Raw genomic sequence first — 24193 nt, 5'->3', positions numbered from 1 at the left:
TTTACGCAATGAACACCCTCTCTTCAAAGCAGGTGGCCCCTGGCGAGCCACAGTTGCAGTGGTTGCGTCAGGCCGACAGCGATACCGCGCCGGCCATCATGCAACTGATCAACAGCACGGTTGGCGATGGCGGTGTTCTGGGTTACGAGCACGAGATGTCTGCCGGGCAGAGCGTCGAATTCACGGCCTCGTTGCAAGAGCGTATCCATGGCGGCAATACCCATGTCCTGCTCGGCCAGGCAATGGCGGGGCCGGCCTGCCTTGTCATTGTTTCGCGCAGCAGCATGCCGAACTGCCGGCATATTGCCGACCTGAGCAAAGGCGTGGTGCATCCGGCCTATCGCGGGACCGGCCTGGTGGCACGGGCTTTCAGCGAAGTCGTGCGCCTGTGCCAGGCCCAAGGTATCGAGCTGTTGACCCTGGATGTACGCGAGGGCACCCGTGCACACCGGTTATGGCAAACCTTCGGCTTCCAGACCTACGGCGTGCTGGACGACTACGCACGTGTCGATGGCGTGAAGCATCGCGGCCATTACATGGCCCAGCCCGTGGAAAGCCTTGCGCTGCGACTCAACCTGGACTGAGTTGCCCTTCGTCGACTCTGCCTGTGGCCATCGCGGTCAACGGCACCTGCCTCTCTCACCCAAGGAACACCCTGAATGGCCTTATCTACTGCAGCCTTTCGCGATCAGCTGGAGCAGAAACTGCACCACCATCTGACCCTGTCCCACCCGATATTCAAGGAACTGCTTGCGCCTGAGGGCAACAGGCCGCTGCTGCGCAAGGTCGCGTTGCAAGGCTATCAGCTCACCAAGTATTTCCTGACCTATGTCGAGCACTTGTTCTTTCATTGCCCGTTGCCTGCCCACAAGCGGGCACTGATCACCAATTGTTTCGAAGAAGAAACCGGCCGGCTTTCCCGCACCGACAACCATGTCGTGCTCATGCAGAATTTCCTGAGGGCGCTCGGCATCAGCGATGCCGAGCGTGATGCCGAGCAGCCGCTGCCGGCCACCTGGGAACTGATCGATTTCCGCCTGCAGGCGGTACGTGACCCGGCGCGTTATCACATTGGTGCGGCAGCAGTGATGATCGCCAGCGAAGGGCAAAACCTCGAGACCGTCGCTGGAGATGCACGGCATGTGTTGCTGGGGCGTGCCTATGGCCTGGCCGAACAAGACTTGCTGTTCTTCTCGGTGCACCAGAAGGAAGACGTGGGCCACGTCAATGAAGGCTTGGACCTTGTCTCGCAGTTGTGCACCACCGCGCAGATGCAAGAAGAGGCGTTGCAGGCTGTAGACCACACCTGCCAGCTGTTCTACGCAATGTACGAAAACATGTACCAGGCGTATTGCCGAGCTCCGCAGGCCGAGGCGGTGTAATGCCCACACGATAAGGATTGGCCATGAAACAGAAATTCAGCTCTACCTTGATCGTCTCGGTGCTGGTCGTCGGCTTCGTGGTGATGTTTCTGTCCAGCGCCTTGAAGGGGTTGTACCAAGTCTACTTCGTCGACCTGGCCTCCCACTTTGGCGAGGGGCGCGCAGCCTTGGCTACCGCAGGATCGCTGTTCGTCCTGACCATTGGCCTGGTATCGCCCGTGGTGGGGTGGCTGAGCGACAGGGTTGGGCCCTTGAGCACGGTGGCCCTGGGCAGTGTCAGCGGCGGGGTGGTGCTGCTGGGCGTGACATTCGCAGGCACGCACCTGCTGGTGTTCACCCTGTTGTATGGCCTGCTCGGCGCCTTTGCCCTCGCTGCGATGACCTATGTACCCATGGGTATTCTGGTCGATCGCCTGGTCGCTGAACGGTTCAAGGCCTTCGCTTTCGCATTCGTCACCAACGGCACCTCCATTGGCTTCATCGTGCTGTCGCCGTTGTGGATCATGCTGCAGCAGAGCGTGCCCTGGCAGTCGGTGTTCTCCTGGGTTGGCCTGATCTTTCTGTTGCCTTTGAGCCTGGCGCTGTATTGGGTATCCCGCACCGTGCCGTTGAAGCCCGACCCGCAGGCGGCAAAGGTCAGGCATCCGGTGATGTTTCTGCTGCGTGACCCGCGCTTCTTCGTGCTGGCCCTCAGTTTCGCCAGTTGTGGTGCCACCATGGCGTTCATCGATGTTCATCTGGTGTCGTTCTGGCAGGGTGAGGCGCTGCCCAGTTCGGTGCAGGCCAGCGGCCTGAGCCTGTTAGGTGTGCTGGAACTGGTCAGCGGCCTGCTCGCGGGTTGGTTGGCTACCCGCTACAACAAGGGCCTGCTGCTGATGATGTTCTACCTGCTGCGAACCGCTGCGGTCATCGTGCTGCTGACCACGCCCGGGCCCCTTGGAGCGTACGTGTTCGCTGTGCTGTTTGGCGCCAGTTACCTCGGAACGGTGGTGCTCACATCTGCCTTCTGCTTCGCGCTGTATGGCGCCGAAATCAAAGGCAAGGTGTTCGGGATGCTGTTCCTGGTACATCAACTTGGCGCGTTGGTGGCCACGCAGCTGGGCGCACTGGATTTCGACCGGCATCAAAGCTATCAGCTGACCTTGGCCGGCCTGGCCACGGCCACGGCGGTGGCTGCCCTGGCATCGTTGTGGCTGATAGCGGTTCGCCCATCAAGCGAAACCCTGGCTGCTCAACTCGCCGAACCTGAATAGTCCACCAATCAATTGCGCATTGTTCAATGCAAACAAGGAGGCGCAAAACCATGCAATCGACCGCGATTGGCCTGGATGATTTCAACGCAACTGATTTCAATGCAACTGGGGCACTGCATGCTCACCGGGTCAGCGACCTGTCCGATGTGTTCTGCGAGCCGTTGGCCATGACGTCCGCCTATACCTTCGCTTCAGCGAAAGAGGCTTGCGAGCGCTTCAGCGGGCAACAGCAGGGCAATGTATACAGCCGCTTCACCAACCCGACCGTTCAAGCGTTTGAAAGCCGTGTGGCAGCGCTCGAACACGCTGAAAGTGCAGTGGCGTTCGCTACCGGCATGGGCGCTTTCACCGCGCTTTGTCACGCCTTTCTCCAGCAAGGCGACAACATCGTCTGCAGCCGTGACGTGTTCGGCACTACCGTCAATGCCTTCAGCTACTACATGGCCCGTTTCGGGATCGAGGCCCGGTTCGTCGATTTGACAGACCTGGCGCAGTGGAAGTCGGCAATCGACGGCAGGACCCGCCTGGTGGTGTTGGAGTCGCCCTCCAATCCGCTGCTGAAAATCGGTGATATCCGCGCCGTAAGCTCGCTGGCACATGAAAAAGGGGCGTTGCTGGTGGTGGACAACACCTTGCTGACCCCGGTTTTTCAGCGGCCACACACACTGGGAGCGATTTGGTCATCCACTCCGCTGGCAAGTACATGGATGGCCAAGGGCGTGCATTGGCGGGCGTCGTGACGGGGTCGCAAAGCCTGATGCAGGTGTTGCGGGGTGTTCTGCGTACCTTGGGCATTTCTTGCAGCCCGTTCAACGCCTGGCTGCTGCTCAAAAGCCTGGAAACCCTCGAAGTCAGGATGATGCGGGCACAGCAGAGCGCCTTCGAGCTGGCCCGCTGGCTTAGCCATCAGGAGCTGGTGACCGCGGTGCATTACACCGGCCTGGAGCACCACCCCCAGCATGCATTGGCATGCCGCCAGCAGGACGGCCATGGCGGACTGTTGGCTTTCGAGATCGTCGGGGGCCAGGCCGCAGCCTGGCAATGGATTGACCAACTGCGTTGCGTGGCGCGCTGTACCAACATTGGCGACACCCGCAGCATGGTCACGCATCCAGCTACAACCACACACGGGCGGCTGGACGCACAGGCGCGGCATCAGGCGGGTATCTCGGATGGTTTGATCAGGTTGTGCGTTGGCCTGGAGCGTGTGGACGATATCAAGGCCGACCTGCAACAGGCTTTCCAGGCCGTGTCCTTGCAAACATCCATGGCAGCGCCGGTCGGCCATAACCGGAACGCGGTATTCAATGGCTGAACTGCTCGCTTCAGGATTCGGCATTGGCGTGTTCGCCGTGGGCGTGCAGATCCTTGCATTGATCGCGGTGTATGGCACGGCCTGCGCGAAGGAAGTGCGTTTCTATGCCGTGGCTTTCGCATTGGCGAGTTGCGTGATGGCAGGCATGGCGATGCTCGACCCATTGGCATTCACCCAATGGCATGTCGACGGCCTGGCAGTAATGGCGATGTGCGGATGATGCCGGGCGCCGTCAATTTTCGATAACGGGTGCCGGTTCAACACCCGCTCATGACGTTCAGGGGTAACCAGATGTTCAAAGTAATGGCCATCAGCTTGGTGCTGGGCTGTGCCCTTCAGGTCGCAACGGCTCGGGCTGAGGTCGCTGCCACCAATAGCGGCACTGTTGCCACAGTCAGCAAACGGCTCGTCTCTTTCTATAGTCAGCCACTGCCATCCGCCGGCAAGGCGATACCGATTCGGGTTCCGGCGGTGTTGTCGTTGCCGGCCAAGGCCGCGGGCCCGGTACCGGCTGTGATCATCCTGCATGGCTCGGCGGGTATGGATTCGCGTGGTCCTTTGCATGGCGGTGACCTCAATGCCCGCGGCATCGCAACGCTGGAGTTGGACATGTGGGGCGCGCGCAGGCTCACTGGCGGTGCACAAGGGCGGCCGCCACGCGTGCACGATACCCTGCCGGACCTGGCAGGCGCCCTGGCTTACCTGGCCAAGCAGCCTGGCGTCGACGGTCAGCGCGTGGGAGTGCTCGGGTTTTCCTGGGGGGGCGTACAGGCCATGCTCGCCGCCTCTGCGCCCATCAACGACGAGCTGGAGCAAGCCTCAGGTATTCGCCCCATCTTGATGGCAGCGTTTTACCCCGTGTGCTGGGGTTACAACCATGTGCCAGGTTATACCTTCAAGCATCTGGCCCCGGCTCGCTTGCTGGTGCTGGTAGGCGAAAACGACCAGTACGACGATGACCCACGTGCCTGCCCGTCGCTGATTTCAAACCTGCCCAGCGAAGACCAGGCGCGTGCGCAGGTGCTGGTTTACCCCGGCGCAGAGCACGGTTTCAACGGGCTGGAGGCCGCCCAGGAGTATCAGGACCCGTTCCTGCACCGTGGTCAGGGCGGCGTGGGGCGTTCGGCACCTGACCCGGCGGCGCGCGACGCTTCGCGCCAGGCCGTGGTGGAGTTCTTCACCGAAAGCTTCGCCCCGACTGCGATAAGCGAGCGGTAGCAGTCGAAAATCTAGGCGCGCTCGTGGGCGAGAGCATGGCGAAACTGCAGGGGCGGTTGCGGCATTTCCTGGCGCCATGCCAGGCGAAAGGCATGGCTGCTGCCGTAGCCGCAACGTTCGGCAATCTGTTCCACGTTGAGGTGGCTGCTGCGCAAAAGCTCACGGGCCAGGTCGATGCGTTGGGTGCGCAGGTAGCTCTGCAGCGTTTGACCGGTATTGTCGCGGAACAGTCGCGCCAGGTGCCGGTAGCTGACATTGAACTGGCTGGCCAGTTGTTCGAAGCTGAAGTGGGTGCCCAGGTGTGCATCGATGTAGTCCTGGGCCGCATGCACCAACGGGTGGATGTGATTGCGCGCCAGGTCTGCCGCGCGCAGCTGCACATCTTCGCCAGCGCGGCGCCGGTAGATGACCAGCTCCTGCGCTACCTGATTGGCCACGACCTTGCCAAATTCCAGGCTGACGATGTGCAGTGCCAGGTCAGTTCCGCTGGACACCCCTGCCGAGGTGAACACGCCATCGTCCTCGACGAACAGGCGGTTCTCCAGCACCTTGGCTGCTGGGTAGCGCATTCGAAGCAAATCGACGTAACGATGGTGCGTGGTGCACTGTCGGCCATCCAGCAAGCCAGCTTCGCCCAGCAGGAACGCACCGGTGCATATGGAGCACAGCTTTATATCCGGCGTTTGCCTGACCACCTTCGCCAGCCACAGGGCGGTGGCGGTCAATATCGCTGTTTCGGCGGGTGTCGCAGAGAGCTTGTTGCCCACCACGAACAGCAAGTCCTGCGGTGCGAGCCGCTCAGGCAACTGGTGCAGGCCACTCAGTGTCACGCCCTGAAAACTGCTGACCTGTTGTCTGGCGGCTATGCAACGTACGTTGACCGGTGCCAGCTGGAGTTCTTCGAGGCTCGCCATGATTTGTAGCGGGCCGCCTAGATCAAGGATGTGGGTGCCCGGGAGCAGCAAGAACCAGATGGTACGCATTACAGTATTCCTTACATCGCCAAGCGCCTGACCTTGAACGGCACGTTACCAATATGGCGCAAAAAGGCAATTTGCATGGATACCATGGCGGTCAGGCGCCTTCGCCTCCGGGCAGCCTTCCGAGCAGCGGTGGGGTAGGCCCTGGGGCGGCAGGTTCGTCATCGAAGCCCGCAGGCACTTTGCCCCGCAGGTGCCACGCAAAGGCGATGATTTCGGCAATGGTCAGGTACAGCGCCTCCGGTATCTGGTCCCCCAGCTCCAGGCGCGCCAGCAGGCGCACCAGCTCGGCATTTTCGTAGATCGGCACTTCGTGCTCGCGGGCCAATGCCAGGATGGCCTCGGCCAGCGCATCGTCGCCCTTGGCGGTGAGGGTAGGGGCTTGCTGCCCGTCGTAGAACAGGGCAATCGCCTGCCGTGCAGGTTGGTGCGTCATGCGTTCTCATCCACCCAGCGTTGTTCAACCCGCGTACGCGGGCCTTGTGGCGGGATACCAGGATGGCATTCCAGATCACCTACATCCAGGCCCCGCGCCAACAGGCGTTCGCGCAAGCTGCCGAGCTGGCTGTCGATCAGCCGGGCTGTCGCCTCGCGTTCCGCCCAAAGCTGGCCACCCAGGCGGCCTTGGCTCAGTTGTGCCTGGACCTGCACCGGGCCAAGGGGCGAGAGGTCGAAAGCCAGCTCGATACGCCACAGGGCTTGCAGCGGGTCGGCTGATTTCTGCTGGCGGTCGGCTTGCTGTTGTGGCGTTTCCTCGCGTTGCAGCTTGACCTGCAACGGGATGAACTCCTGGCCGTGACGGATCGGCACTTCGGTTTGCCAGGTGGTCTGCAGGTTGCCGTTTTCCAGGGTACCGGTTTGTTGCAGGCTGCTCATGGCGTGGCTTTGCAGGCGCGACACGGCAGCGGCGGCCAGGCGCAGCAGTTGTTGCAGGTCGCCTTCGTCTTCCATGGCCTTGAGCAGGCGCGACGGCAGCGGGAATGCGCCCGGCTGCGGCTTGGGGCTGACCCGTTCGAGCATGCCCAGCGCGCTGCGGGCCAGGGCCGGCATGGTTACGGCCAGGCTGGCGGGCGCCAGGTTGGGCGCCCCGGGTATGCTGGCCGGCGCGACGGTGATCAGCCGCAGCAAGTGCGCCTTGAGGTCGGTGGCGACGCTGGCCGGGAGGCCGCCCAGCAGTTTGGCTTCGAGAAAGGTACCGCTGTTGTTCAGGGCTTGGGCCACTGCCTTGGCATCACCCAGTTGCCGGGCTTCCGGCAGGCCCGCCAGCAGGCGTTCGGCGCTGGCTCGCAGTTCGCCATCGGCGCCCGGGTCGCGGGCCACCTGTTGCAGGGCATTGAGCAGGCCGGGCAGCGAAGCCTGGCGGTTTTGCTGGGTCAGCAGCTGTTGGGCAATGCTGAGCTGGTCCTGGCGGCCGCTGAGCGGTACGAAACGCAGCGACTGGTCGCCCTGCACCAGCGCGCTGAGCAGGCTACCGACGGCCAGCGGTCGAGGGCTGTCCACGCTCAGGGTTGCGCCGGCCTGGGCACTGTTCAGCAGGCTGACCAGCGCCCGGTAGACGGCGGGCTGGCCGGGCGCCTGGGCCAGCGCCTGGTTGGTCAGCACCTTGCCCTGCAGCAGGGTGCCGACCGGCACCTTGCTGGTGTCCAGCTGAGTGAGGGTGGCGACCTGGCTGGCGCTGGCCTGCTGCAGCATGATCGCCAGGCGGTTGCTTTCGATCTGGCTGACCGTGACCTGGCTACCCTGGGGCAGGGGCTGGCTGGCGCTGGCTTGCAGCTGGGTCTGGGTGCCGTTGGCCAGCATCAACCGCAGCACCAGCTGGAAGTCCTGGCCCACCTGGCGCAACGACATGACCTCGGCCTGCGCGGTCTCGCCGGGGGCCATCAAGCCGGGCTGCGGTTGCGTCAGGCGCAGCAGTTCGCCGGTCATGCCTGCCTTGATGGCCTGGGGGCTGATCGCGGTTTGTGCGCCGAGACTATTGATTTCAGTCATGATTGTATACAACCTGTCGAACCCGCCCTCTTGGCAGCGTGGCGGCGCGTGTAATAATGCCGACCGTCCGTCGTTGCCAGTATAACGGCAGCGAGGGGGGCGACTTGAGATACAGGGCTTCAGGGCCGTGTCGCCTGCTTCGCGGGCATGCCCGCTCCCACAGGGTCTTGCGCAGCTTTCAAGCCTTGCGTGAAACCTTGTGGGAGCGGGCGTGGCCGCGAAGCAGGCGACACCGCTCCGGAACCCTACAAAGATAAGGCGAAACCGTGACCCTTCACCTCCAAGCCGCGGGCCTGGCCTGCGAGCGCGACTGGCGCCTGCTGTTCGAGCACCTCGCTTTCGAGCTGCGGCCCGGCGACATGCTGCAGATCAGCGGCCCCAACGGCAGCGGTAAGACCAGCCTGCTGCGCCTGCTGGCCGGCCTGATGCAGCCGACGGCCGGGCAGATCCTGCTGGGCGGCAAGCCACTGGCCGAGCAGCGCCACGCCCTGGCCAGCATCCTGTTGTGGATCGGCCATGCCGCCGGCATCAAGGACCTGCTCACCGCCGAGGAGAACCTCACCTGGCTGTGCGCCTTGCACCAGCCGGCCAGCCGCGAGGCGATCTGGGCGGCACTGGCGGCAGTCGGCCTGCGTGGTTTCGAAGACGTGCCCTGCCACACCCTGTCTGCCGGCCAGCAGCGCCGCGTGGCCCTGGCCCGGCTGTACCTCGCCAGCCCGCCGCTGTGGATCCTCGACGAACCCTTCACCGCCCTCGACAAGCAGGGCGTGGCGCAGCTCGAGGCGCACCTGGCGGCCCACTGCGAGCAGGGCGGCACGGTAGTGCTGACCACCCACCACACGCTGGAACGCAAGCCCTCCGGTTACCGTGAACTGAACCTGGGGCAATGGGCGGCATGAGCGTATTCATCCTGTTGTTGCGCCGCGAAGCGCGCCTGCTGTTCCGCCGCCCGGCCGAGCTGGCCAACCCGTTGGTATTCTTCGCCATCGTGGTTGCGCTGTTCCCGCTGGCAGTCGGCCCGGAAAGCCAATTGTTGCAAACCTTGTCGCCAGGCTTGGTCTGGGTGGCGGCACTGCTGGCGGTGCTGTTGTCGCTGGACGGCCTGTTCCGCAGCGATTTCGAGGACGGCTCGCTGGAACAGTGGGTGCTGTCGCCGCACCCGTTGGCGCTGCTGGTGCTGGCCAAGGTGCTGGCGCATTGGATCTTTTCCGGGCTGGCGCTGGTATTGTTGGCGCCGCTGCTGGCACTGATGCTGGGGCTGCCGAGCCATTGCCTGCCGGTGCTGCTCGGTTCCCTGCTGCTGGGCACGCCGGTGCTGAGCCTGCTGGGCGCGGTGGGCGCGGCGCTGACAGTCGGTCTGAAACGCGGCGGTTTGCTGCTGGCATTGCTGATTCTGCCGTTGTATATCCCTGTATTGATCCTGGGCAGTGGTGCGTTGCAAGCGGCGTTGCAGAATATGCCGGCAACCGGCCACCTGCTCTGGCTCGCCAGCCTGACGGCCCTGGCCGTGACCCTGGCACCCTTTGCGATAGCGGCCGGCCTGAAGATCAGCGTCGGCGAATAACGAGTCCCGGGCTTTCAAGCCCGGCCAATACCCTGGATGTACCCTGATGAAAATAAGCTGGACGTGGTTCCACAAGCTGGGCTCCCCCAAATGGTTCTATGCCATCAGCGGCCGCATGCTGCCGTGGCTTGCCGGCGCTGCCGTGCTCCTGCTGCTGGTCGGCATCACCTGGGGCCTGGCCTTCGCCCCCCAGGACTACCAGCAAGGCAACAGCTTCCGCATCATCTACATCCACGTGCCGGCGGCGATGCTGGCGCAGTCCTGCTACGTGCTGCTGGCAGTGGCCGGGGTGGTGGGGCTGGTGTGGAAGATGAAACTGGCCGATGTCGCCTTGCAATGCGCCGCCCCCATCGGTGCCTGGATGACCGCCGTGGCACTGGTCACCGGGGCCATCTGGGGCAAGCCCACCTGGGGAAGCTGGTGGGTCTGGGATGCCCGGCTGACGTCCATGCTCATCCTGTTGTTCCTGTACTTCGGCATTATTGCGCTGGGCCAGGCAATCAGTAATCGTGACAGTGCAGCCAAGGCCTGTGCGGTACTGGCGATCGTCGGCGTGGTGAACATCCCGATCATCAAGTACTCGGTGGAGTGGTGGAACACCCTGCACCAGGGCGCCACCTTCACCCTCACCGAAAAGCCGGCGATGCCCGCAGAAATGTGGTTGCCGCTGCTGTGCACGGCGCTGGGCTTCTACTGCTTCTTTGGCGCGGTGCTGTTGCTGCGCATGCGCCTTGAAGTGCTCAAGCGCGAAGCCCGCGCCAGTTGGGTCAAGGATGAAGTATTGAACAGCCTGGGGCGGAGGGCCGCACAATGAGTTTCGCCACCTTCGGTGACTTTCTCGCCATGGGCCACCATGGCCTGTACGTGTGGACGGCCTATGGCATCTGCCTGGCGGTGCTGGCGCTGAATGTCGCCGCGCCCGTGCTGGCCCGCCGTCGCTACCTGCAAGATGAGGCGCGCCGTTTGCGCCGGGAGAACAACCAGTGAATCCGCAGCGCAAGAAACGCCTGTTGCTCATCGTCGGCCTGCTGGTCGGCGTCGGGGTTGCCGTCGGCTTTGCCTTGAGCGCATTGCAGCAGAACATCAACCTGTTCTACACCCCGACCCAGATCGCCAACGGCGAAGCGCCGCTGGACACCCGCATCCGCGCCGGCGGCATGGTCGAGAAAGGTTCGGTACAGCGCTCGTCCGATTCGCTGGACGTGCGCTTCGTGGTCACCGACTTCAACAAGTCGGTGCCGATCACCTACCGTGGCATCCTCCCCGACCTGTTCCGCGAAGGGCAGGGCATCGTCGCCCTCGGCAAGCTCAACGCCGATGGCGTGGTGGTGGCCGATGAAGTACTGGCCAAGCACGACGAGAAGTACATGCCGCCCGAGGTCACCAAGGCCCTGAAGGAAAGCGGCCAGGCCGCCACCGGCGGGGAGGCCAAGCCATGAACGCGGCGCTGGTGATCCCCGAACTCGGCCAGCTGGCGATGATCCTGGCCATCTGTTTTGCCGCCGTGCAGGCCAGCGTGCCGCTGCTGGGCGCCTGGCGTGGCGACAGCCTGTGGATGAGCCTGGCGCGGCCGGCGGCCTGGGGGCAGTTCGCCTTCCTGGCCTTTGCCTTCGCCTGCCTGACCCATGCCTTCATGACCGACAACTTCTCGGTCGCCTATGTGGCCAGCAACTCCAACAGCGCCTTGCCCTGGTACTACAAGTTCAGTGCCGTGTGGGGCGCCCACGAAGGTTCGCTGCTGCTGTGGGCGCTGATCCTCGGCGGCTGGACCTTCGCCGTATCGGTGTTCTCGCGGCAGTTGCCGCAGGTGATGCTGGCCCGCGTGCTGGCGGTAATGGGCATGATCAGCGTGGGCTTCCTGAGCTTCCTGATCATCACCTCCAACCCGTTCCAGCGCCTGCTGCCGCAGGTGCCGACCGATGGCCGCGACCTCAACCCGCTGTTGCAGGACTTTGGCCTGATCGTCCACCCGCCGATGCTGTACATGGGCTACGTCGGGTTCTCGGTGGCCTTCGCCTTCGCCATCGCCGCCTTGCTCGGTGGCCGCCTGGACGCCGCCTGGGCGCGCTGGTCGCGGCCCTGGACCATCGTTGCCTGGGCCTTCCTCGGGGTCGGCATTACCCTGGGCTCGTGGTGGGCCTACTATGAGCTGGGCTGGGGTGGCTGGTGGTTTTGGGACCCGGTGGAAAACGCCTCGTTCATGCCCTGGCTGGTAGGTACGGCGCTGATCCACTCGCTGGCGGTGACCGAGAAGCGCGGGGTGTTCAAGAGCTGGACCGTGCTGCTGGCGATTGCCGCGTTCTCGCTGAGCCTGCTGGGTACCTTCCTGGTGCGTTCCGGTGTGCTGACCTCGGTGCACGCGTTTGCCGCCGACCCGTCGCGGGGCATTTTCATCCTGATCTTCCTGCTGTTCGTGGTCGGTGGGTCGCTCACCCTGTTCGCCCTGCGCGCACCGGTGGTCAAGAGCCAGGTCGGCTTTGCCCTGTGGTCGCGCGAGACGCTGCTGCTGGCCAACAACCTGGTGCTGGTAGTGGCGGCCTCGATGATTCTGCTCGGTACCCTGTACCCGCTGGTGCTCGATGCGCTGACCGGGGCCAAGCTGTCGGTTGGCCCACCGTATTTCGACGCCTTGTTCCTGCCGCTGATGGCACTGCTGATGGTGGTGCTGGGCGTGGGCGTGGTGGTGCGCTGGAAAGACACCCCCGGCAAATGGCTGGCCAGCATGATGACCCCGGTGCTGCTCGGCAGCGCCATCCTCGCGCCGGTGGCGGGTTTTATCGTCGACGACTTCGACTGGCCGACCCTGACCGCCTTCGCCCTGGCCGCCTGGGTGGTGTTTGGCGGGCTGCGCGACATTCTCGACAAGACCCGCCACAAAGGCCTGCTCAAGGGCCTGCCCGGGCTGGGTCGCAGCTACTGGGGCATGCAGCTGGCGCACCTGGGCCTGGCGGTGTGCGCGCTGGGTGTGGTGCTGTCGAGCAACAACAGCGCCGAACGCGACCTGCGCATGGCGCCGGGCGAGAGTGTGGAACTGGGCGGTTACCACTTCCTGTTCCAGGGTGCCCGGCATTTCGAAGGGCCGAATTTCATCTCCGACAAAGGTACCGTGGTGGTCAGCCGCGATGGCCGTGAAGTGACCACCCTGCACCCGGAGAAACGCCTGTACACCGTGCAGCAGTCGATGATGACCGAAGCCGGCATCGACGCCGGTTTTACCCGCGACCTGTACGTCGCCCTTGGCGAGCCGCTGGAGAACGGTGCCTGGGCGGTACGCGTGCATATCAAGCCTTACGTCCGCTGGATCTGGCTGGGCGGTCTGCTGACCGGCCTGGGCGGGTTGCTGGCGGCCCTCGACCGGCGCTATCGCGTCAAGGTCAAGACCCGGGTGCGTGATGCCCTGGGCGTGTCTGGAGCAGCTGCATGAAGCGTTGGATCATGGTAGTCCCCCTGGCGGTATTCCTGCTGGTGGCGGTGTTCCTCTACAAAGGGCTGTTCCTCAAGCCCGACGAGCTGCCCTCGGCAATGATCGGCAAGCCGTTCCCGGCGTTTTCCCTGGCCTCGACCCAGGGCGACCGTACCCTGACCGAGACCGACTTGCGGGGCCGCCCGGCACTGGTCAACGTGTGGGCCACCTGGTGCCCGTCGTGCAAGGTCGAGCACCCCTACCTGAACCAGCTGGCCCAGCAGGGCGTGGTGATCCACGGCGTCAACTACAAGGACGACAATGCGGCGGCCCTGAAGTGGCTGGCCGAGTTCCACAACCCGTACCAGCTGGACATTCGTGACGAGCAGGGCAGCCTGGGCCTGGACCTGGGCGTGTACGGCGCGCCGGAAACCTTCCTGATCGATGCCAAGGGCATCATCCGCTACAAGCACGTGGGCGTGGTCGATGCCACGGTCTGGCGTGAGCAGCTGGCGCCGCTGTACCAGGGCCTGGTCGACGAGGCCAAGCCATGAAGCGGGGGCTGGCAGCTGCCGTGCTGGGGCTCTTCATGGGGTTGAGCCTGGCAGGCGTGGCCAAGGCGGCCATCGACACCTACCAGTTCCGCGACGATGCCGAGCGTGAGCGCTACCAGCAGCTGACCAAGGAGCTGCGCTGCCCCAAGTGCCAGAACCAGGACATCGCCGACTCCAACGCGCCGATTGCCGCCGACCTGCGTCGGGAAATCTTCCGCATGCTCGGCGAGGGCAAGAGCAACCAGCAGATCGTCGACTTCATGGTCGACCGCTATGGCGACTTCGTGCGCTACAAGCCGGCGCTCAGCGGGCGTACCTGGCTGCTGTGGTTCGGCCCGGGGATTTTGCTGGCCGGTGGTTTCGTGGTACTGGCGCTGATCGTGCGCCGGCGCCGCGGTGCGGCCGTGCAGGGCGCCAATGAGTTGTCCGCCGAAGAACGCGAGCGTCTCGCCAAATTGCTGGAAAAAGAACAGACCCATGATTGAATTCTGGCTTAGCGCGGGCCTGCTGCTGCTCGCTGCCCTCAGCTTCCTGCTGATCCCGATCCTGCGTGGCCGTGGCCGCCAGCAGGAAGAAGACCGCACCGCCCTGAACGTGGCCCTGTACCAGGAGCGCGTCGCCGAACTGGCTGCCCAGCAGGCCGCTGGCGTGCTCGACGAGGCGCAGATGGCCAAGGGCCGTGACGAGGCCGCCCGTGAGCTGCTGGCGGATACCGAAGGTGCCGAGGCCCCGCGCCAGGGGCACCTGGGCAAGGCCCTGCCGTTGCTGGCGGCGCTGCTGGTGCCGCTGCTGGCATTGGGGCTGTACCTGCATTTCGGCGCGGCCGACAAGGTGGAGTTGACCCAGGAGTTTGCCGAGGCGCCCAAGTCGATGGAAGAAATGACTGCCCGCCTGGAACGGGTGGTGCAGGCCCAGCCGGATTCCGCCGAGGCCGTGTACTTCCTGGGCCGAGCCTACATGGCCGAGCAGCGCCCCGCCGATGCCGCGCGCACCTTCGAGCGCGCCGTGGCCCTGGCCGGTCGCCAGCCCGAATTGCTCGGGCAGTGGGCCCAGGCGCTGTACTTCGCCGCCGACAAGAAATGGAGCCCGCAGCTGCAGGCGCTGACTGACGAGGCGCTGAAAGCCGACCCCAACGAAGTGACCAGCCTGGGCCTGCGTGGTATCGCTGCCTTCGAGGGCGAGCGTTACCAGGAAGCCATCGATTACTGGAAGCGCCTGCTGGCGCAGCTGCCGGAAGGTGATGCCTCGCGTGCGGCGCTGCAGGGCGGTATCGACCGCGCCGCCGAGCGCCTGGGTGGTTCGCCGGGGCAGGCTGCGGCGCCCGTGGCGGCTCGCTTGAAGGTGCGCGTGGAGCTGGCGGCGGCGTTGAAGGACAAGGTCAAGCCGGACGACACGGTGTTCATCTTCGCCCGCGCCAGCAATGGCCCACCGATGCCGCTGGCGGCCAAGCGGGTGACCGTGGCGCAGTTGCCGATCGAGGTGGAGTTGTCCGATGCTGACGCCATGATGCCGCAGATGAAACTGTCGGACTTTGCCGAAGTCCAACTCGTTGCACGTGTATCACGCGCTGGCCAGCCAACCCATGGCGAGTGGATTGGCCAGGGCACGCCACTGCCCAGCGCCACCCAGGCCATCCAGCACCTGACCATCGACAGCCCCGACCCGTAAGAGAGCAATGCCATGCACAGCATCGTCCGCCTGACCCTGATCACCCTGGCCCTGGGTTTGTCTGCGTGTACGGTGCATGAGCCGTACGAGCAGCCCGAACCACCGATCGAGCGCCTGCCGCCGCCGGGGCCGGCGGTCAAGCCCTTGCCGGACAGGCAACCGGCCCCCGCGCCGAGCAAGCCTGCGGCCACGCCCAAGCCGATGCCACGCACCTCGGCCAGCTTCGCGCCGCCACCCGGCGGGGCGAGCCATTGGGACCCGAAGCTGGGTGTGTATGTGCTGGAGAAGAAACCCAATACCTTCTACCGCCAGCGGACCTACTACCGCTTCGACAACGGCTGGAGCTGGTCGCTGAGCCCGGATGGGCCGTGGCAGGAGACTGACAGCAGCGGTGTGCCGGGTGGTCTGGGGCGTGCGTTCGCCCAGTAGTGGGTTGTTTGCCTGTCCCGGCCCCTTCGCGGGTAAACCCGCTCCCACAGGTACGTCACAAATCTCAAGTGCTGTGATATCCCTGTGGGAGCGGGTTTACCCGCGAAGGGGCCGGGACAGGCAACCAATACAGTACAGTTTTTCCGCAATTACCGATTGACTGTACTGTGCTGTGATTCCGCATAATGCCCCTTCAAGAATAAGGAGGTGGCATGCACAAGACAGTCCTGGTGCTGGTGGAAACCGTCGATGATTACCTGCCCATGCTGGAGCAGGCCGGCTACCGTTTGATCCGTGCCCCTTCGCCGCAACTGCGGGCCGAGGCCATCCAGCGCCATGCCCATGAAATCGATGCCGTGCTCACCCGCGGCCCGCTGGGCCTGACTGCCAGCGAAATCGACACGCTGTCCAAACTGCAGATCATCTGCGTGATCGGTGCCGGCTACGAGCAGGTCGACCTGGCCGCCGCCGCTGCGCGCGGCATCACGGTTACCAACGGCGCCGGGGCCAATGCCGAGGCGGTCGCCGACCACACCCTTGCCCTGCTGCTGGCGCTGTTGCGCGACATTCCCCGCGCCGATGCCAGTACCCGCCGGGGCGAATGGAACCGGGTGATCAGCCCCTCGGTGAGTGGCAAGCGCCTGGGCATTCTCGGCCTTGGTGCGGTGGGCATGGCCATCGCCAGGCGCGCCCATCTGGGCTTTGCCATGCCCGTCAGCTACCACAGCCGCACGCCGCGCCAAGATGTGCCCTACACCTGGTACGACAGCCCGCTGCACCTGGCCGATGCCGTCGACATCCTGGTGGTGGCAACCCCCGGCGGTGCCGACACTCGCCATCTGGTCGATGCACAGGTGCTCGAGGCCCTGGGGGCCGAGGGCTACCTGGTGAACATCGCCCGTGCCAGCGTGGTCGACACCCAGGCCCTGGTCGCCGTGCTGCAGCATGGCCTACTGGCTGGTGCGGCACTGGATGTGTTCGACGACGAGCCGGCTGTACCCGATGCCCTCAAGGCCCTTGGCAACACCGTGCTCACCCCCCACGTGGCCGGCCAGTCGCCGGAGGCGGCGCGCGACACGGTGACCCTGGTGCTGCGCAACCTGCAGGCGTTCTTTGCCGGCGAAGCCGTGTTGACCCCGGTACGCCAGTAACCCTTTTCATACATCTGCCTGGCAGCGATCGGGCAACAAGGAGTGTGTGCATGCAACTTGAAATCTTCCAGGTCGATGCGTTTTCCGCCGAACCGTTCGGGGGCAACCCGGCGGCAGTGATCCCGCTGCAAAGCTGGCTGCCGGACGACGTGCTGCAGCGCATTGCCGAAGAGAACAACCTGTCGGAAACCGCCTACTTCGTGCGCAACGGCGAAACCTTCGACCTGCGCTGGTTCACCCCGACCGTGGAAGTCGACCTGTGCGGCCATGCCACCCTGGCCTCGGCCTATGTGCTGTTCGAACAGCTGGGCGAGCAGGTGCAGGTGCTGCGTTTCAACACCCGCAGTGGCGAGCTGCGGGTCAGCCGTAACGCCGACGGGCTGCTGGCCATGGACTTCCCGGCCAAGCAGCCGGTCGCCGTGGACATGCTGCCGGGCCTGTTGCAGGCGCTGGGCCTGGGCCAGGCACAGGCGCTGTACCGCAGTGACGACTATGTGGTGGTGATTGATGACGCCCTGTTGCTCGACACCCTGAAGCCGGATTTCGTTGCCCTGTCGGCTTTCGATGTGCGCGGTATCGCCGTTACCGCAGCAGGCCGTGGCTTTGATTTCGTCACCCGCTGGTTCGGCCCGCGGGTCGGCGTGAACGAAGACCCGGTGACTGGCTCGGCGCACACCTCGCTGGCGCCGATATGGGCAGAGCGTCTGGGTAGGAAAGTGCTGAGCTGCGAGCAGGGTGGGGTGCGCAAAGGGCAGTTGCAGTGCGAAGTGCCGGGTAACGGCCGGGTGATCATCAGCGGGCGGGCGGCGTTGTACCTGCGCGGTACGGTGTACATCTGACCTAGGGCAACTGTCTTGTGCTGCCTGTGCCGGCCTCATCGCCGGCAAGCCAGCTCCCACAGGTACTGCACTGGCCTGAGAGCGGCGCGGTCGGGGTGGGAGCCGGCTTGCCGGCGATGAGGCCGGTACAGGCATCTATACTTGCTGGCCCATCTTCCGCTCAAGGAGCCAGCCATGGCCCTGGAAAAACACGGCACCTGCCTGTGCGGCGCCACCCAGCTCAAGGTCACCGTCGACAACACCCATATCAGCGCCTGCCACTGCAGCATGTGCCGCAAATGGACCGGCGGCCCATTGCTGGTGGTGCATTGCAGCAAGCCACCGGTGATCGAAGGGCGCGCCCCCAGCGTCTATGAGTCTTCCGACTGGGCCCAGCGCGGTTTCTGCGGCCAGTGCGGCACGCACTTGTACTACCGGCTGAAGGCCAATGACTTCCATGCCGTCCCGGTCGGCCTGCTGGACGGCGACCAGGAATGGGATTTCGACCTGCAGATTTTCGTCGAAGAGAAACCCGCCTGGTATTGCTTCGCCAACCAGACCAAGGAACTGACTGGCCAGGAAGCCTTCGAGCAGCTCGGCTGATTCAGGCGGCGTGCTGTGATCGATGCGCCAGCACGAAACGCCACGCGAACTTGCCAAACCGGTGCATTCCTGAGAAAAGGGCGGCTTTGTTTCCAGCGTTGGAGTATGCCCCGTGAGCCAAGAACTGCAGATCATCGACCTTGTGGAGGGGGATGGCAAAGCCGCCGTCAAAGGCGCCCTGATCACCACCCAGTACACCGGCTGGCTGGCCGACGGCAGCGAGTTCGATTCGTCCTGGTCGCGCGGCAAGCCGTTCCAGTGCGTGATCGGCACGGGTCGGGTAATCAAGGGGTGGGATCAAGGCCTGATGGGCATGCGCGTTGGCGGCAAGCGCAAGCTGCTGGTACCGGCCCACCTGGGCTATGGCGAACGCAGCGTGGGGGCGATTCCGCCGAACTCGGATTTGACCTTCGAGATCGAATTGCTTGAAGTGCTGACGCGGGATGATTGAGTGGCCGTACTGCAACCCGATGTTCTTGCGCCCTACACATTTCAGCAACACCCATCCTCCAATCTAAGCCTTGCCTAGGGAACGGCATCCACCTCCAGGGAGGAACCAAACGGGTTCAGGGCACTCTCACCCTCACTCGTTGCCATGGACGGCATTCACTACAAGGATGCCCCGCGGTGCTGTTGGCGGGGTGATGTGGCGGGTTTCCCCGATTCTTTCTGCCACATGGGCCTGTCTTGATGAAGTTGCCAACATTCTTCCGCCGTCGTCGTCACTGGTTGCTGAGCCTGACGCTTACAGCCATAGCCGTACCGCTGGCGCTGGAAGCTGTCGAAAGCCGGGCGCAACCGGTGGATGGCACCCAGACCCTTGTGTTCCTGCGCCACGCCGAGAAGCCGGGCGAGGGGCTGGGCCAGTTGAACTGCCAGGGCCTCAACCGTGCGCTGGACCTGGCTACCGTGCTGCCCGAGCGCTTTGGCAAGGCCGACTATGTGTTCGCTGCCAACCCCTCGCGGCATGTCGAGGAAGGCAGCAAGGACGAAAGCTACAGCTACATTCGCCCGCTGATGACCATCAGCCCCAGCGCCATTCGCCTGGGCCTGCCGGTAAACATCGACTATGGCGCCAACGACACCGACGCGCTGGCCGAAGAGCTGCTGCGCGACAAGTACCGTAACGCGACCGTGTACACCGCCTGGTCGCATGGCTACCTCCCTGACCTGATCAATGCCGTGGCTGGCAAGGCCCTCGGTGAGGAGCGGGTGATCACCGACGACTGGAGCGGCGACGACTTCGACACCCTCTACGTCCTGACCCTGACCTGGCACGACGGCAAGGCCAGCCTGCTCAGCCGCAACGTGCGTCAGGGCCTGAATGATGGTGCGCATAGCTGCCCGACCTGATCCACTGGTGATGGTTTGCCTGTACCGGCCTCTTCGCGGGCTTGCCCGCTCCCACAGGTACAGCACAGCCCTTGAGAGCGGTGGGGGCCTGTGGGAGCGGGCAAGCCCGCGAAGGGGCCGGCACAGGCAAATAGAGGGTTAGCGCCCGAACCGCACCGGCCAACCCACCACTTTCTTCGCCCGTGGCGTGGCATAGGTACGTACCTTGGAGGTACTCAAGCCCATGCGCACCAGCGATTCGGCTATGGTCACCGCCGCACTCACACCATCCACCACCGGCACGCCGGTGCGCTGGCGGATCTGCTCGTCCAAGCCGGCCATGCCGCCGCAACCCAGGCAGATCACCTCGGCCTTGTCGTCGCGCACGGCGCGTTCTGCCTGCTCGACAATCGCTTCCACGGCGCGCTGCGGGTCGGCTTCCAGCTCCAGCACCGCCAGCCCGCTGGCGCGTACCGATGCGCAGCGGTCATACAGGCCGGAGAGCTTCAGGCGGTCCTCGATCAGCGGCACGGTGCGGTCCAGGGTGGTCACCACCGAGTAGGCATGGCCCAGGTACATCGCCGTGCTGGCGGCGGCATCGGTGATGTCCACCACCGGCACGTTCAGCAGTTCCTGCAGGCCTTCGCGGCCATGTTCGCCGTAACCCGCCTGGATCACGGCGTCGTAAGGGCCTTCGTAGGCCAGCACCCGGTCCATCACCGCGATGGCGGCCAGGTAACTTTCGAAGTTGCCTTCCACCGACTCGGCACCGAACCATGGGGTGAGGCCGATGATTTCGGTGCCGGGTGTGGCCACCGTACGGGCCTGTTCGGCAATGGCTTCGGTGATGGCTTCGGTGGTGTTGACGTTGGCGATCAGAATGCGCATGGGTAGTCCTCCCTGGTCAATGGCTGCTGTGGTCAACGGCGATGCATTCGCCGCTGACGTCGTGGTATTGGCGTTTGCGTGGGGCGATCAGCAGGTACAGGGCGGCGGCGATGCCGGCACCGATCAGCCAGGAGAACGGCGCCACGCCATGGAAGTTGGGCACCAGGGCCAGGACGATGGCCAGCAGTGCGGCCGGCACGAAGGCGGCCACCGCGCGCAGGTTGATGCCCTTGGTGTAGTGGTAGGCGCCGGCCGGGTCTTCGCTGTAAAGCTGCGGCACGTTGATGCAGCCTTTGCGCAGCAACCAGTAGTCGGACATGATCACCCCGTACAGCGGGCCGAGCAGGGCACCCAGGCCGGACAGGAAATACACGATCACCAGCGGGCTGTTGTACAGGTTCCACGGCAGGATCAGCACTGCCAGGGTGGCGCTGATCAGCCCGGCGCGGCGGAAGTTCAGGTGACGCGGCGCCAGGTTGCTGAGGACGAAGGCCGGGGCGACGAAGTTGGCCATGATGTTCACCGCCACGGTGACGATCAGGAAGGCCAGGCAGCCCAGTACCAGGAACGCTGTGCTGGGGATGGCGGCGACGATCTGGGTAGGGCTGTCGATGATCTGGCCGTTGATCTGGAACTGCGCGCCGCACAGCACCACGGTGATCACGGCGAACACCAGGATGTTCACCGGCAGGCCCCAGAAGTTGCCGACGCGGATGGTCTTGCGGCATGGCGAGGAGCGGGCGAAGTCACAGAAGTTCAGTACCAGGGTGCCGTAGATCGCCAGCCACAGCGCGCCGCCGGCAAAGATGTTGCGCCACATCTCGTAGCCGGTCAGCGGTTCGGCCACCGACCAGGCGATGCGGGCGTCGGCCTTGAAGTACATGAACACTGCCAGGGCGGCGACGGTCAGCAGGATCACCGGGCCGGCAAAGGCCTCGTAGCGGCGCACCATCTCCATGCCGTAGGCCAGGATCACCAGCTGCACCAGCCAGATCGACACGAAGCATGCCCAGCCCAGGCTCGACAGGCCGAGGATGCTGTCATGGTCATAGGCCGCCATGTGCGGCCATACGGCGGTGAGCAGCACGCGCAGCACCACCGAAGCCAGGTAGGTCTGGATGCCGAACCAGGCGATGGCGATGACCGCGCGGATCAGCGCCGGGATCTGCGCGCCGTGGATGCCGAAGGCGATGCGGCTGATGACCGGGAACGGCACGCCGGTCTTCTGCCCCATGTAGCCGGACAGGTTCATGAAGAAGTACACCAGCGCCGCGCCGATGGCCAGCGACAGCAGGATCTGCCAGCCACCCAGGCCGAGGGCGAACAAGCCCATGGCGAACGAGTAGTTGGCGATGTTGTGCACATCGTTGGTCCACAGCGCGAAGATACTGTAGCCGCCCCAGCGGCGGCCTTCGATGCGCGTCGGGGCGAGGTCGCGGTTATGCAGGCGCGGGCTCAGGGCAAGTTCCGGCTGGCTGCCGGCGAGAGGGGAAGCGGGGTGGGTGCTGGCGACGGATAGTTCAGGGGCAAGGTCGAGGCTGGTACTCATTCCGGCGGGCTCCTGATGCACGTGGACTGCGATGAGCGGGCATGCGCACGGGCTCGCCATCTCGTCGGTGCAGCGTTGGCATCTCAGGGTTTGGGGCGCGGCGGCCGATGTTGGGTCGGCGTCGCGGGTTCTTGTGTATTTATGTTTTGCTTGGTTTGTATACAAAACACGAACACACAAAAGCGAGTTCCATGCCAAGGAAAAAGCAAACTTCAGCTGGCCATCATTTCGAATCTATCTTGTTGAAATATAAGTTGATGAAATGAAGGGGATATAAGTTGACCAAATGAACAGGTTTAAATTTTTCGAGGATGATTTAGTTGATCATTTGGTCAGAATAAGTTGTGGGAAGTGTGTAACGTATTGGGGCGTCATCTTGGAAAGTGCACACAAAAACGGCACTTATGGTGACATTCTTGTGTACAAAAATTAGTCAGCTTTTTCCTGTGCTGGCCTCTTCGCGGGCGTGCCCGCGAAGAGGCCAGAACAGGAAGAAATCAATCCATCGGCGGCAACCGCCGCTTCACCGGGCTTTTCTTGATGATGGCGGTGTTGGTCTCGGCCAGCACATTGATGCGGTCGAGCAGGGTATCCAGCTGCTCCATCGAGCGCACATGCAGCCGAGCGATGAAGCAATCCTCGCCAGTAACCTTGTCGCACTCGGTGAACTCGGGAATGGCGACGATCTGCCGTTCCACCTCCTGCAGCTGCCCGGGTAACGGGCGGATGCGCACGATGGCCTGCAGCTGGTAGCCAAAGGCGCGCGGGTCGACCTCTACGGTGTAACCGCGCAACACGCCGCGTTCCTCCAGGCGGCGCAGGCGTTCGCTGACGCTGGGCGCCGACAGCCCGCTGATTTGCGCCAGGGCCTTGAGCGAGCGGCGCGAGTCTTCCATGAGCGCGTTGATCAGCAGTTGGTCGATGGCATCGGTCATGGTCACCTCAATCAGGTAGTTCGCGTGATTTGCCTTGATAGTAAAGGCAAACATGCCAATCTTCCTTCGTTATCCGCTGGAAGGCCGACCAGCAACCTTTGCATACTGTTGCCGTCTTCAACAGGAGGTGTGAGATGGACAGTTCATTGCGTCGTGGCTCGCTGGAAATGGTCGCTGCCATGCTGATTTCCGGGACCATCGGTTGGTTCGTGCTGGTGTCCGGCCAGCCGGTGCTCGAGGTGGTGTTCTGGCGCTGCGTGTTCGGTGCCGTGACCTTGCTGGCGATCTGCGCGGGGTTCGGCTTCCTGCGGCCGGGCGTAATCAGCCGCACGGCGTTCCTGCTGGCGATTGCCAGCGGTGTGGCCATCGTTGGCAACTGGGTGCTGCTGTTCGCCTCCTACTCGCGGGCGTCGATTGCCATCGGCACGGCGGTGTACAACGTGCAGCCGTTCATGCTGGTGGGGCTGGCGGCAGTATTCCTGGGCGAGAAGATCACCCTGGCCAAGGTCACCTGGCTGAGCGTGGCGTTCCTCGGCATGCTGGCCATCGTCAGTGCCCATGGCGCGGGGCAGGGTGGCGGTGAGGACTATTTGCTGGGCATTGCGCTGGCGCTGGGGGCGGCCTTCCTGTATGCCATCGCGGCGTTGATCATCAAGCGCCTGAGTGGCACGCCACCGCACCTGATCGCGCTGATCCAGGTTGCCACGGGTGTGCTGTTGCTGGCGCCGTGGGTCAAGCTTGGCGGGTTGCCGGGTGAAGTGCCGGCGCTGGCCAGCCTGGTGACCTTGGGCATGGTGCACACCGGCTTGATGTATGTGTTGCTGTACAGCGCCATCCAGCGCTTGCCCACGGCGCTGACCGGGGCACTGTCGTTCATCTACCCGATTGCGGCGATTCTGGTGGACTGGGTGGCGTTCGGGCACCGGCTGGCACCGTTGCAGTGGCTGGGGGTGGCGTTGATCCTGCTGGCGGCGGCGGGGATGCAGCAGGGGTGGTGGTTCCGGCCCAGGACGATGGCGGTCAAGGGCCATTGAGGCCGCTTTGCGGCCTATCGCCGGCAAGCTGAACTGGCCTAATGATTTTGGACACCTTCTTCGGGCGCTATGATGGCGCCCAATTGGAGGCAAAATCAGTGCGAAAATCTTATTCGAAAGAACACAAA

27 protein-coding genes and 1 pseudogene are annotated in these 24193 nt (G+C 64.1%); 22 read left to right on the top strand and 6 right to left on the bottom strand.

Annotation, left to right across the window (positions count from 1 at the left end):
• The first annotated feature begins 8 nt into the window (after positions 1-8).
• The 6 genes and pseudogenes from CAG34_RS07445 to CAG34_RS07420 all read left to right on the top strand — a co-directional run bounded on the left by CAG34_RS07445 (position 9) and on the right by CAG34_RS07420 (position 5168).
• On the top strand, positions 9-584 hold the full coding sequence (locus CAG34_RS07445) for an N-acetyltransferase (RefSeq protein ID WP_013973573.1): 576 nt from the start codon (positions 9-11) through the stop codon (positions 582-584).
• Positions 585-659: 75 nt separating this feature from the next.
• Positions 660-1382 carry a TenA family transcriptional regulator gene (locus CAG34_RS07440; protein ID WP_075045910.1) on the top strand — a complete coding sequence of 241 codons (723 nt, stop codon included), beginning with the start codon at positions 660-662 and terminating at the stop codon, positions 1380-1382.
• Between the two features lie 23 nt (positions 1383-1405).
• Entirely contained in the window at positions 1406-2635 is a 1230-nt protein-coding gene (locus CAG34_RS07435) for an MFS transporter (protein WP_085588995.1), read from the top strand.
• Positions 2636-2661: 26 nt separating this feature from the next.
• A pseudogene (locus CAG34_RS29400) lies at positions 2662-3950 on the top strand (aminotransferase class I/II-fold pyridoxal phosphate-dependent enzyme).
• Entirely contained in the window at positions 3943-4170 is a 228-nt protein-coding gene (locus tag CAG34_RS07425) for a hypothetical protein (RefSeq protein WP_085588993.1), read from the top strand. Before CAG34_RS29400 ends, CAG34_RS07425 begins: the two are co-directional and overlap by 8 nt.
• 320 nt (positions 4171-4490) lie before the next feature.
• Positions 4491-5168 carry a dienelactone hydrolase family protein gene (locus tag CAG34_RS07420; protein WP_178080869.1) on the top strand — a complete coding sequence of 226 codons (678 nt, stop codon included), beginning with the start codon at positions 4491-4493 and terminating at the stop codon, positions 5166-5168.
• Between the two features lie 11 nt (positions 5169-5179).
• On the opposite strand, the gene CAG34_RS07415 is transcribed toward CAG34_RS07420, so the two are convergent.
• The 3 genes from CAG34_RS07415 to CAG34_RS07405 all read right to left on the bottom strand — a co-directional run bounded on the left by CAG34_RS07415 (position 5180) and on the right by CAG34_RS07405 (position 8137).
• The gene (locus CAG34_RS07415; protein WP_023663289.1) at positions 5180-6151 is read right to left on the bottom strand and encodes a GlxA family transcriptional regulator; all 972 of its coding nucleotides are present in this window, start codon (positions 6149-6151) and stop codon (positions 5180-5182) included.
• Between the two features lie 91 nt (positions 6152-6242).
• A complete protein-coding gene (locus tag CAG34_RS07410) occupies positions 6243-6584 on the bottom strand; it encodes an EscU/YscU/HrcU family type III secretion system export apparatus switch protein (RefSeq protein WP_075045906.1) in 342 nt (113 codons plus the stop codon).
• Positions 6581-8137: a flagellar hook-length control protein FliK gene (locus tag CAG34_RS07405; RefSeq protein WP_085588989.1), complete on the bottom strand. Its 1557-nt coding sequence runs from the start codon at positions 8135-8137 to the stop codon at positions 6581-6583. Before CAG34_RS07405 ends, CAG34_RS07410 begins: the two co-directional genes overlap by 4 nt.
• 266 nt (positions 8138-8403) lie before the next feature.
• Here CAG34_RS07405 and ccmA point away from each other — a divergent pair, with 266 nt between their 5' ends.
• From ccmA to CAG34_RS07330, 15 genes are all read left to right on the top strand, one after another.
• Positions 8404-9036 carry a cytochrome c biogenesis heme-transporting ATPase CcmA gene (gene ccmA / locus CAG34_RS07400; protein ID WP_013973564.1) on the top strand — a complete coding sequence of 211 codons (633 nt, stop codon included), beginning with the start codon at positions 8404-8406 and terminating at the stop codon, positions 9034-9036.
• The gene (gene ccmB / locus CAG34_RS07395; protein WP_013973563.1) at positions 9024-9701 is read left to right on the top strand and encodes a heme exporter protein CcmB; all 678 of its coding nucleotides are present in this window, start codon (positions 9024-9026) and stop codon (positions 9699-9701) included. The genes ccmA and ccmB overlap by 13 nt, the downstream gene beginning before the upstream one ends.
• Positions 9702-9747: 46 nt before the next feature.
• Positions 9748-10515 carry a heme ABC transporter permease gene (locus tag CAG34_RS07390; protein ID WP_012273476.1) on the top strand — a complete coding sequence of 256 codons (768 nt, stop codon included), beginning with the start codon at positions 9748-9750 and terminating at the stop codon, positions 10513-10515.
• Positions 10512-10688, top strand: coding sequence for a heme exporter protein CcmD (gene ccmD, locus CAG34_RS07385; RefSeq protein WP_013973562.1), 177 nt, complete (start codon positions 10512-10514; stop codon positions 10686-10688). Before CAG34_RS07390 ends, ccmD begins: the two co-directional genes overlap by 4 nt.
• Positions 10685-11140 (top strand): cytochrome c maturation protein CcmE, encoded by a 456-nt coding sequence (ccmE, locus tag CAG34_RS07380; RefSeq protein ID WP_019096399.1) that lies wholly within the window; start codon positions 10685-10687, stop codon positions 11138-11140. Before ccmD ends, ccmE begins: the two co-directional genes overlap by 4 nt.
• 11 nt (positions 11141-11151) lie before the next feature.
• Positions 11152-13125, top strand: coding sequence for a heme lyase CcmF/NrfE family subunit (locus CAG34_RS07375; protein ID WP_178076914.1), 1974 nt, complete (start codon positions 11152-11154; stop codon positions 13123-13125).
• Positions 13122-13658, top strand: coding sequence for a DsbE family thiol:disulfide interchange protein (locus CAG34_RS07370; protein ID WP_085588985.1), 537 nt, complete (start codon positions 13122-13124; stop codon positions 13656-13658). The genes CAG34_RS07375 and CAG34_RS07370 overlap by 4 nt, the downstream gene beginning before the upstream one ends.
• Complete coding sequence (locus CAG34_RS07365; protein ID WP_025340052.1) at positions 13655-14143, top strand: cytochrome c-type biogenesis protein; 489 nt, start codon at positions 13655-13657, stop codon at positions 14141-14143. Before CAG34_RS07370 ends, CAG34_RS07365 begins: the two co-directional genes overlap by 4 nt.
• Complete coding sequence (ccmI, locus tag CAG34_RS07360) at positions 14136-15326, top strand: c-type cytochrome biogenesis protein CcmI (protein WP_085588983.1); 1191 nt, start codon at positions 14136-14138, stop codon at positions 15324-15326. Before CAG34_RS07365 ends, ccmI begins: the two co-directional genes overlap by 8 nt.
• Positions 15327-15338: 12 nt before the next feature.
• Positions 15339-15755, top strand: a complete 417-nt coding sequence (locus CAG34_RS07355) for a hypothetical protein (RefSeq protein ID WP_025340051.1) — start codon at positions 15339-15341, stop codon at positions 15753-15755.
• 212 nt (positions 15756-15967) lie between these two features.
• The gene (locus CAG34_RS07350) at positions 15968-16906 is read left to right on the top strand and encodes a 2-hydroxyacid dehydrogenase (protein ID WP_085588980.1); all 939 of its coding nucleotides are present in this window, start codon (positions 15968-15970) and stop codon (positions 16904-16906) included.
• Positions 16907-16956: 50 nt separating this feature from the next.
• Entirely contained in the window at positions 16957-17745 is a 789-nt protein-coding gene (locus CAG34_RS07345; RefSeq protein WP_085588979.1) for a PhzF family phenazine biosynthesis protein, read from the top strand.
• A 174-nt stretch (positions 17746-17919) separates the two neighbouring features.
• Entirely contained in the window at positions 17920-18327 is a 408-nt protein-coding gene (locus CAG34_RS07340) for a GFA family protein (protein WP_085588977.1), read from the top strand.
• Positions 18328-18439: 112 nt separating this feature from the next.
• The gene (locus CAG34_RS07335; RefSeq protein WP_003254365.1) at positions 18440-18778 is read left to right on the top strand and encodes an FKBP-type peptidyl-prolyl cis-trans isomerase; all 339 of its coding nucleotides are present in this window, start codon (positions 18440-18442) and stop codon (positions 18776-18778) included.
• Between the two features lie 239 nt (positions 18779-19017).
• The gene (locus CAG34_RS07330; RefSeq protein WP_085588975.1) at positions 19018-19680 is read left to right on the top strand and encodes a histidine phosphatase family protein; all 663 of its coding nucleotides are present in this window, start codon (positions 19018-19020) and stop codon (positions 19678-19680) included.
• 138 nt (positions 19681-19818) lie between these two features.
• On the opposite strand, the gene CAG34_RS07320 is transcribed toward CAG34_RS07330, so the two are convergent.
• The 3 genes from CAG34_RS07320 to CAG34_RS07310 form a co-directional block, all read right to left on the bottom strand.
• A complete protein-coding gene (locus CAG34_RS07320) occupies positions 19819-20547 on the bottom strand; it encodes an aspartate/glutamate racemase family protein (protein ID WP_085588973.1) in 729 nt (242 codons plus the stop codon).
• 16 nt (positions 20548-20563) lie between these two features.
• Positions 20564-22096: an NCS1 family nucleobase:cation symporter-1 gene (locus CAG34_RS07315; protein WP_085588971.1), complete on the bottom strand. Its 1533-nt coding sequence runs from the start codon at positions 22094-22096 to the stop codon at positions 20564-20566.
• A 497-nt stretch (positions 22097-22593) separates the two neighbouring features.
• Entirely contained in the window at positions 22594-23031 is a 438-nt protein-coding gene (locus CAG34_RS07310; protein WP_075047026.1) for an Lrp/AsnC family transcriptional regulator, read from the bottom strand.
• Between the two features lie 134 nt (positions 23032-23165).
• Between CAG34_RS07310 and CAG34_RS07305 the strand changes: the two genes are divergently transcribed.
• The gene (locus CAG34_RS07305; RefSeq protein ID WP_085588969.1) at positions 23166-24065 is read left to right on the top strand and encodes a DMT family transporter; all 900 of its coding nucleotides are present in this window, start codon (positions 23166-23168) and stop codon (positions 24063-24065) included.
• Positions 24066-24193 lie beyond the last annotated feature (128 nt).

This window comes from Pseudomonas sp. B14(2017) (assembly GCF_002113255.1).
GTDB lineage: Bacteria > Pseudomonadota > Gammaproteobacteria > Pseudomonadales > Pseudomonadaceae > Aquipseudomonas > Aquipseudomonas putida_Z.
The sequence above is the reverse complement of the archived record's forward strand: the minus strand, read 5'-3'. Positions and strand labels throughout refer to the sequence as shown.

Bases quoted from the DNA above. Each gene is read 5' to 3' on its own strand.
- CAG34_RS07305 (WP_085588969.1), top strand. From the start codon at position 23,166: ATGGACAGTTCATTGCGTCGTGGCTCGCTGGAAATGGTCGCTGCCATG.
- ccmI (WP_085588983.1), top strand. From the start codon at position 14,136: ATGATTGAATTCTGGCTTAGCGCGGGCCTGCTGCTGCTCGCTGCCCTC.
- CAG34_RS07370 (WP_085588985.1), top strand. From the start codon at position 13,122: ATGAAGCGTTGGATCATGGTAGTCCCCCTGGCGGTATTCCTGCTGGTG.
- CAG34_RS07435 (WP_085588995.1), top strand. From the start codon at position 1,406: ATGAAACAGAAATTCAGCTCTACCTTGATCGTCTCGGTGCTGGTCGTC.
- CAG34_RS07440 (WP_075045910.1), top strand. From the start codon at position 660: ATGGCCTTATCTACTGCAGCCTTTCGCGATCAGCTGGAGCAGAAACTG.
- CAG34_RS07350 (WP_085588980.1), top strand. From the start codon at position 15,968: ATGCACAAGACAGTCCTGGTGCTGGTGGAAACCGTCGATGATTACCTG.
- CAG34_RS07425 (WP_085588993.1), top strand. From the start codon at position 3,943: ATGGCTGAACTGCTCGCTTCAGGATTCGGCATTGGCGTGTTCGCCGTG.
- CAG34_RS07340 (WP_085588977.1), top strand. From the start codon at position 17,920: ATGGCCCTGGAAAAACACGGCACCTGCCTGTGCGGCGCCACCCAGCTC.
- CAG34_RS07355 (WP_025340051.1), top strand. From the start codon at position 15,339: ATGCACAGCATCGTCCGCCTGACCCTGATCACCCTGGCCCTGGGTTTG.
- CAG34_RS07445 (WP_013973573.1), top strand. From the start codon at position 9: ATGAACACCCTCTCTTCAAAGCAGGTGGCCCCTGGCGAGCCACAGTTG.
- CAG34_RS07390 (WP_012273476.1), top strand. From the start codon at position 9,748: ATGAAAATAAGCTGGACGTGGTTCCACAAGCTGGGCTCCCCCAAATGG.
- CAG34_RS07415 (WP_023663289.1), bottom strand. From the start codon at position 6,151: ATGCGTACCATCTGGTTCTTGCTGCTCCCGGGCACCCACATCCTTGAT.
- CAG34_RS07365 (WP_025340052.1), top strand. From the start codon at position 13,655: ATGAAGCGGGGGCTGGCAGCTGCCGTGCTGGGGCTCTTCATGGGGTTG.
- CAG34_RS07410 (WP_075045906.1), bottom strand. From the start codon at position 6,584: ATGACGCACCAACCTGCACGGCAGGCGATTGCCCTGTTCTACGACGGG.
- CAG34_RS07420 (WP_178080869.1), top strand. From the start codon at position 4,491: ATGGATTCGCGTGGTCCTTTGCATGGCGGTGACCTCAATGCCCGCGGC.
- ccmD (WP_013973562.1), top strand. From the start codon at position 10,512: ATGAGTTTCGCCACCTTCGGTGACTTTCTCGCCATGGGCCACCATGGC.
- CAG34_RS07405 (WP_085588989.1), bottom strand. From the start codon at position 8,137: ATGACTGAAATCAATAGTCTCGGCGCACAAACCGCGATCAGCCCCCAG.
- CAG34_RS07315 (WP_085588971.1), bottom strand. From the start codon at position 22,096: ATGAGTACCAGCCTCGACCTTGCCCCTGAACTATCCGTCGCCAGCACC.
- ccmB (WP_013973563.1), top strand. From the start codon at position 9,024: ATGGGCGGCATGAGCGTATTCATCCTGTTGTTGCGCCGCGAAGCGCGC.
- CAG34_RS07320 (WP_085588973.1), bottom strand. From the start codon at position 20,547: ATGCGCATTCTGATCGCCAACGTCAACACCACCGAAGCCATCACCGAA.
- CAG34_RS07310 (WP_075047026.1), bottom strand. From the start codon at position 23,031: ATGACCGATGCCATCGACCAACTGCTGATCAACGCGCTCATGGAAGAC.
- CAG34_RS07345 (WP_085588979.1), top strand. From the start codon at position 16,957: ATGCAACTTGAAATCTTCCAGGTCGATGCGTTTTCCGCCGAACCGTTC.
- CAG34_RS07330 (WP_085588975.1), top strand. From the start codon at position 19,018: ATGAAGTTGCCAACATTCTTCCGCCGTCGTCGTCACTGGTTGCTGAGC.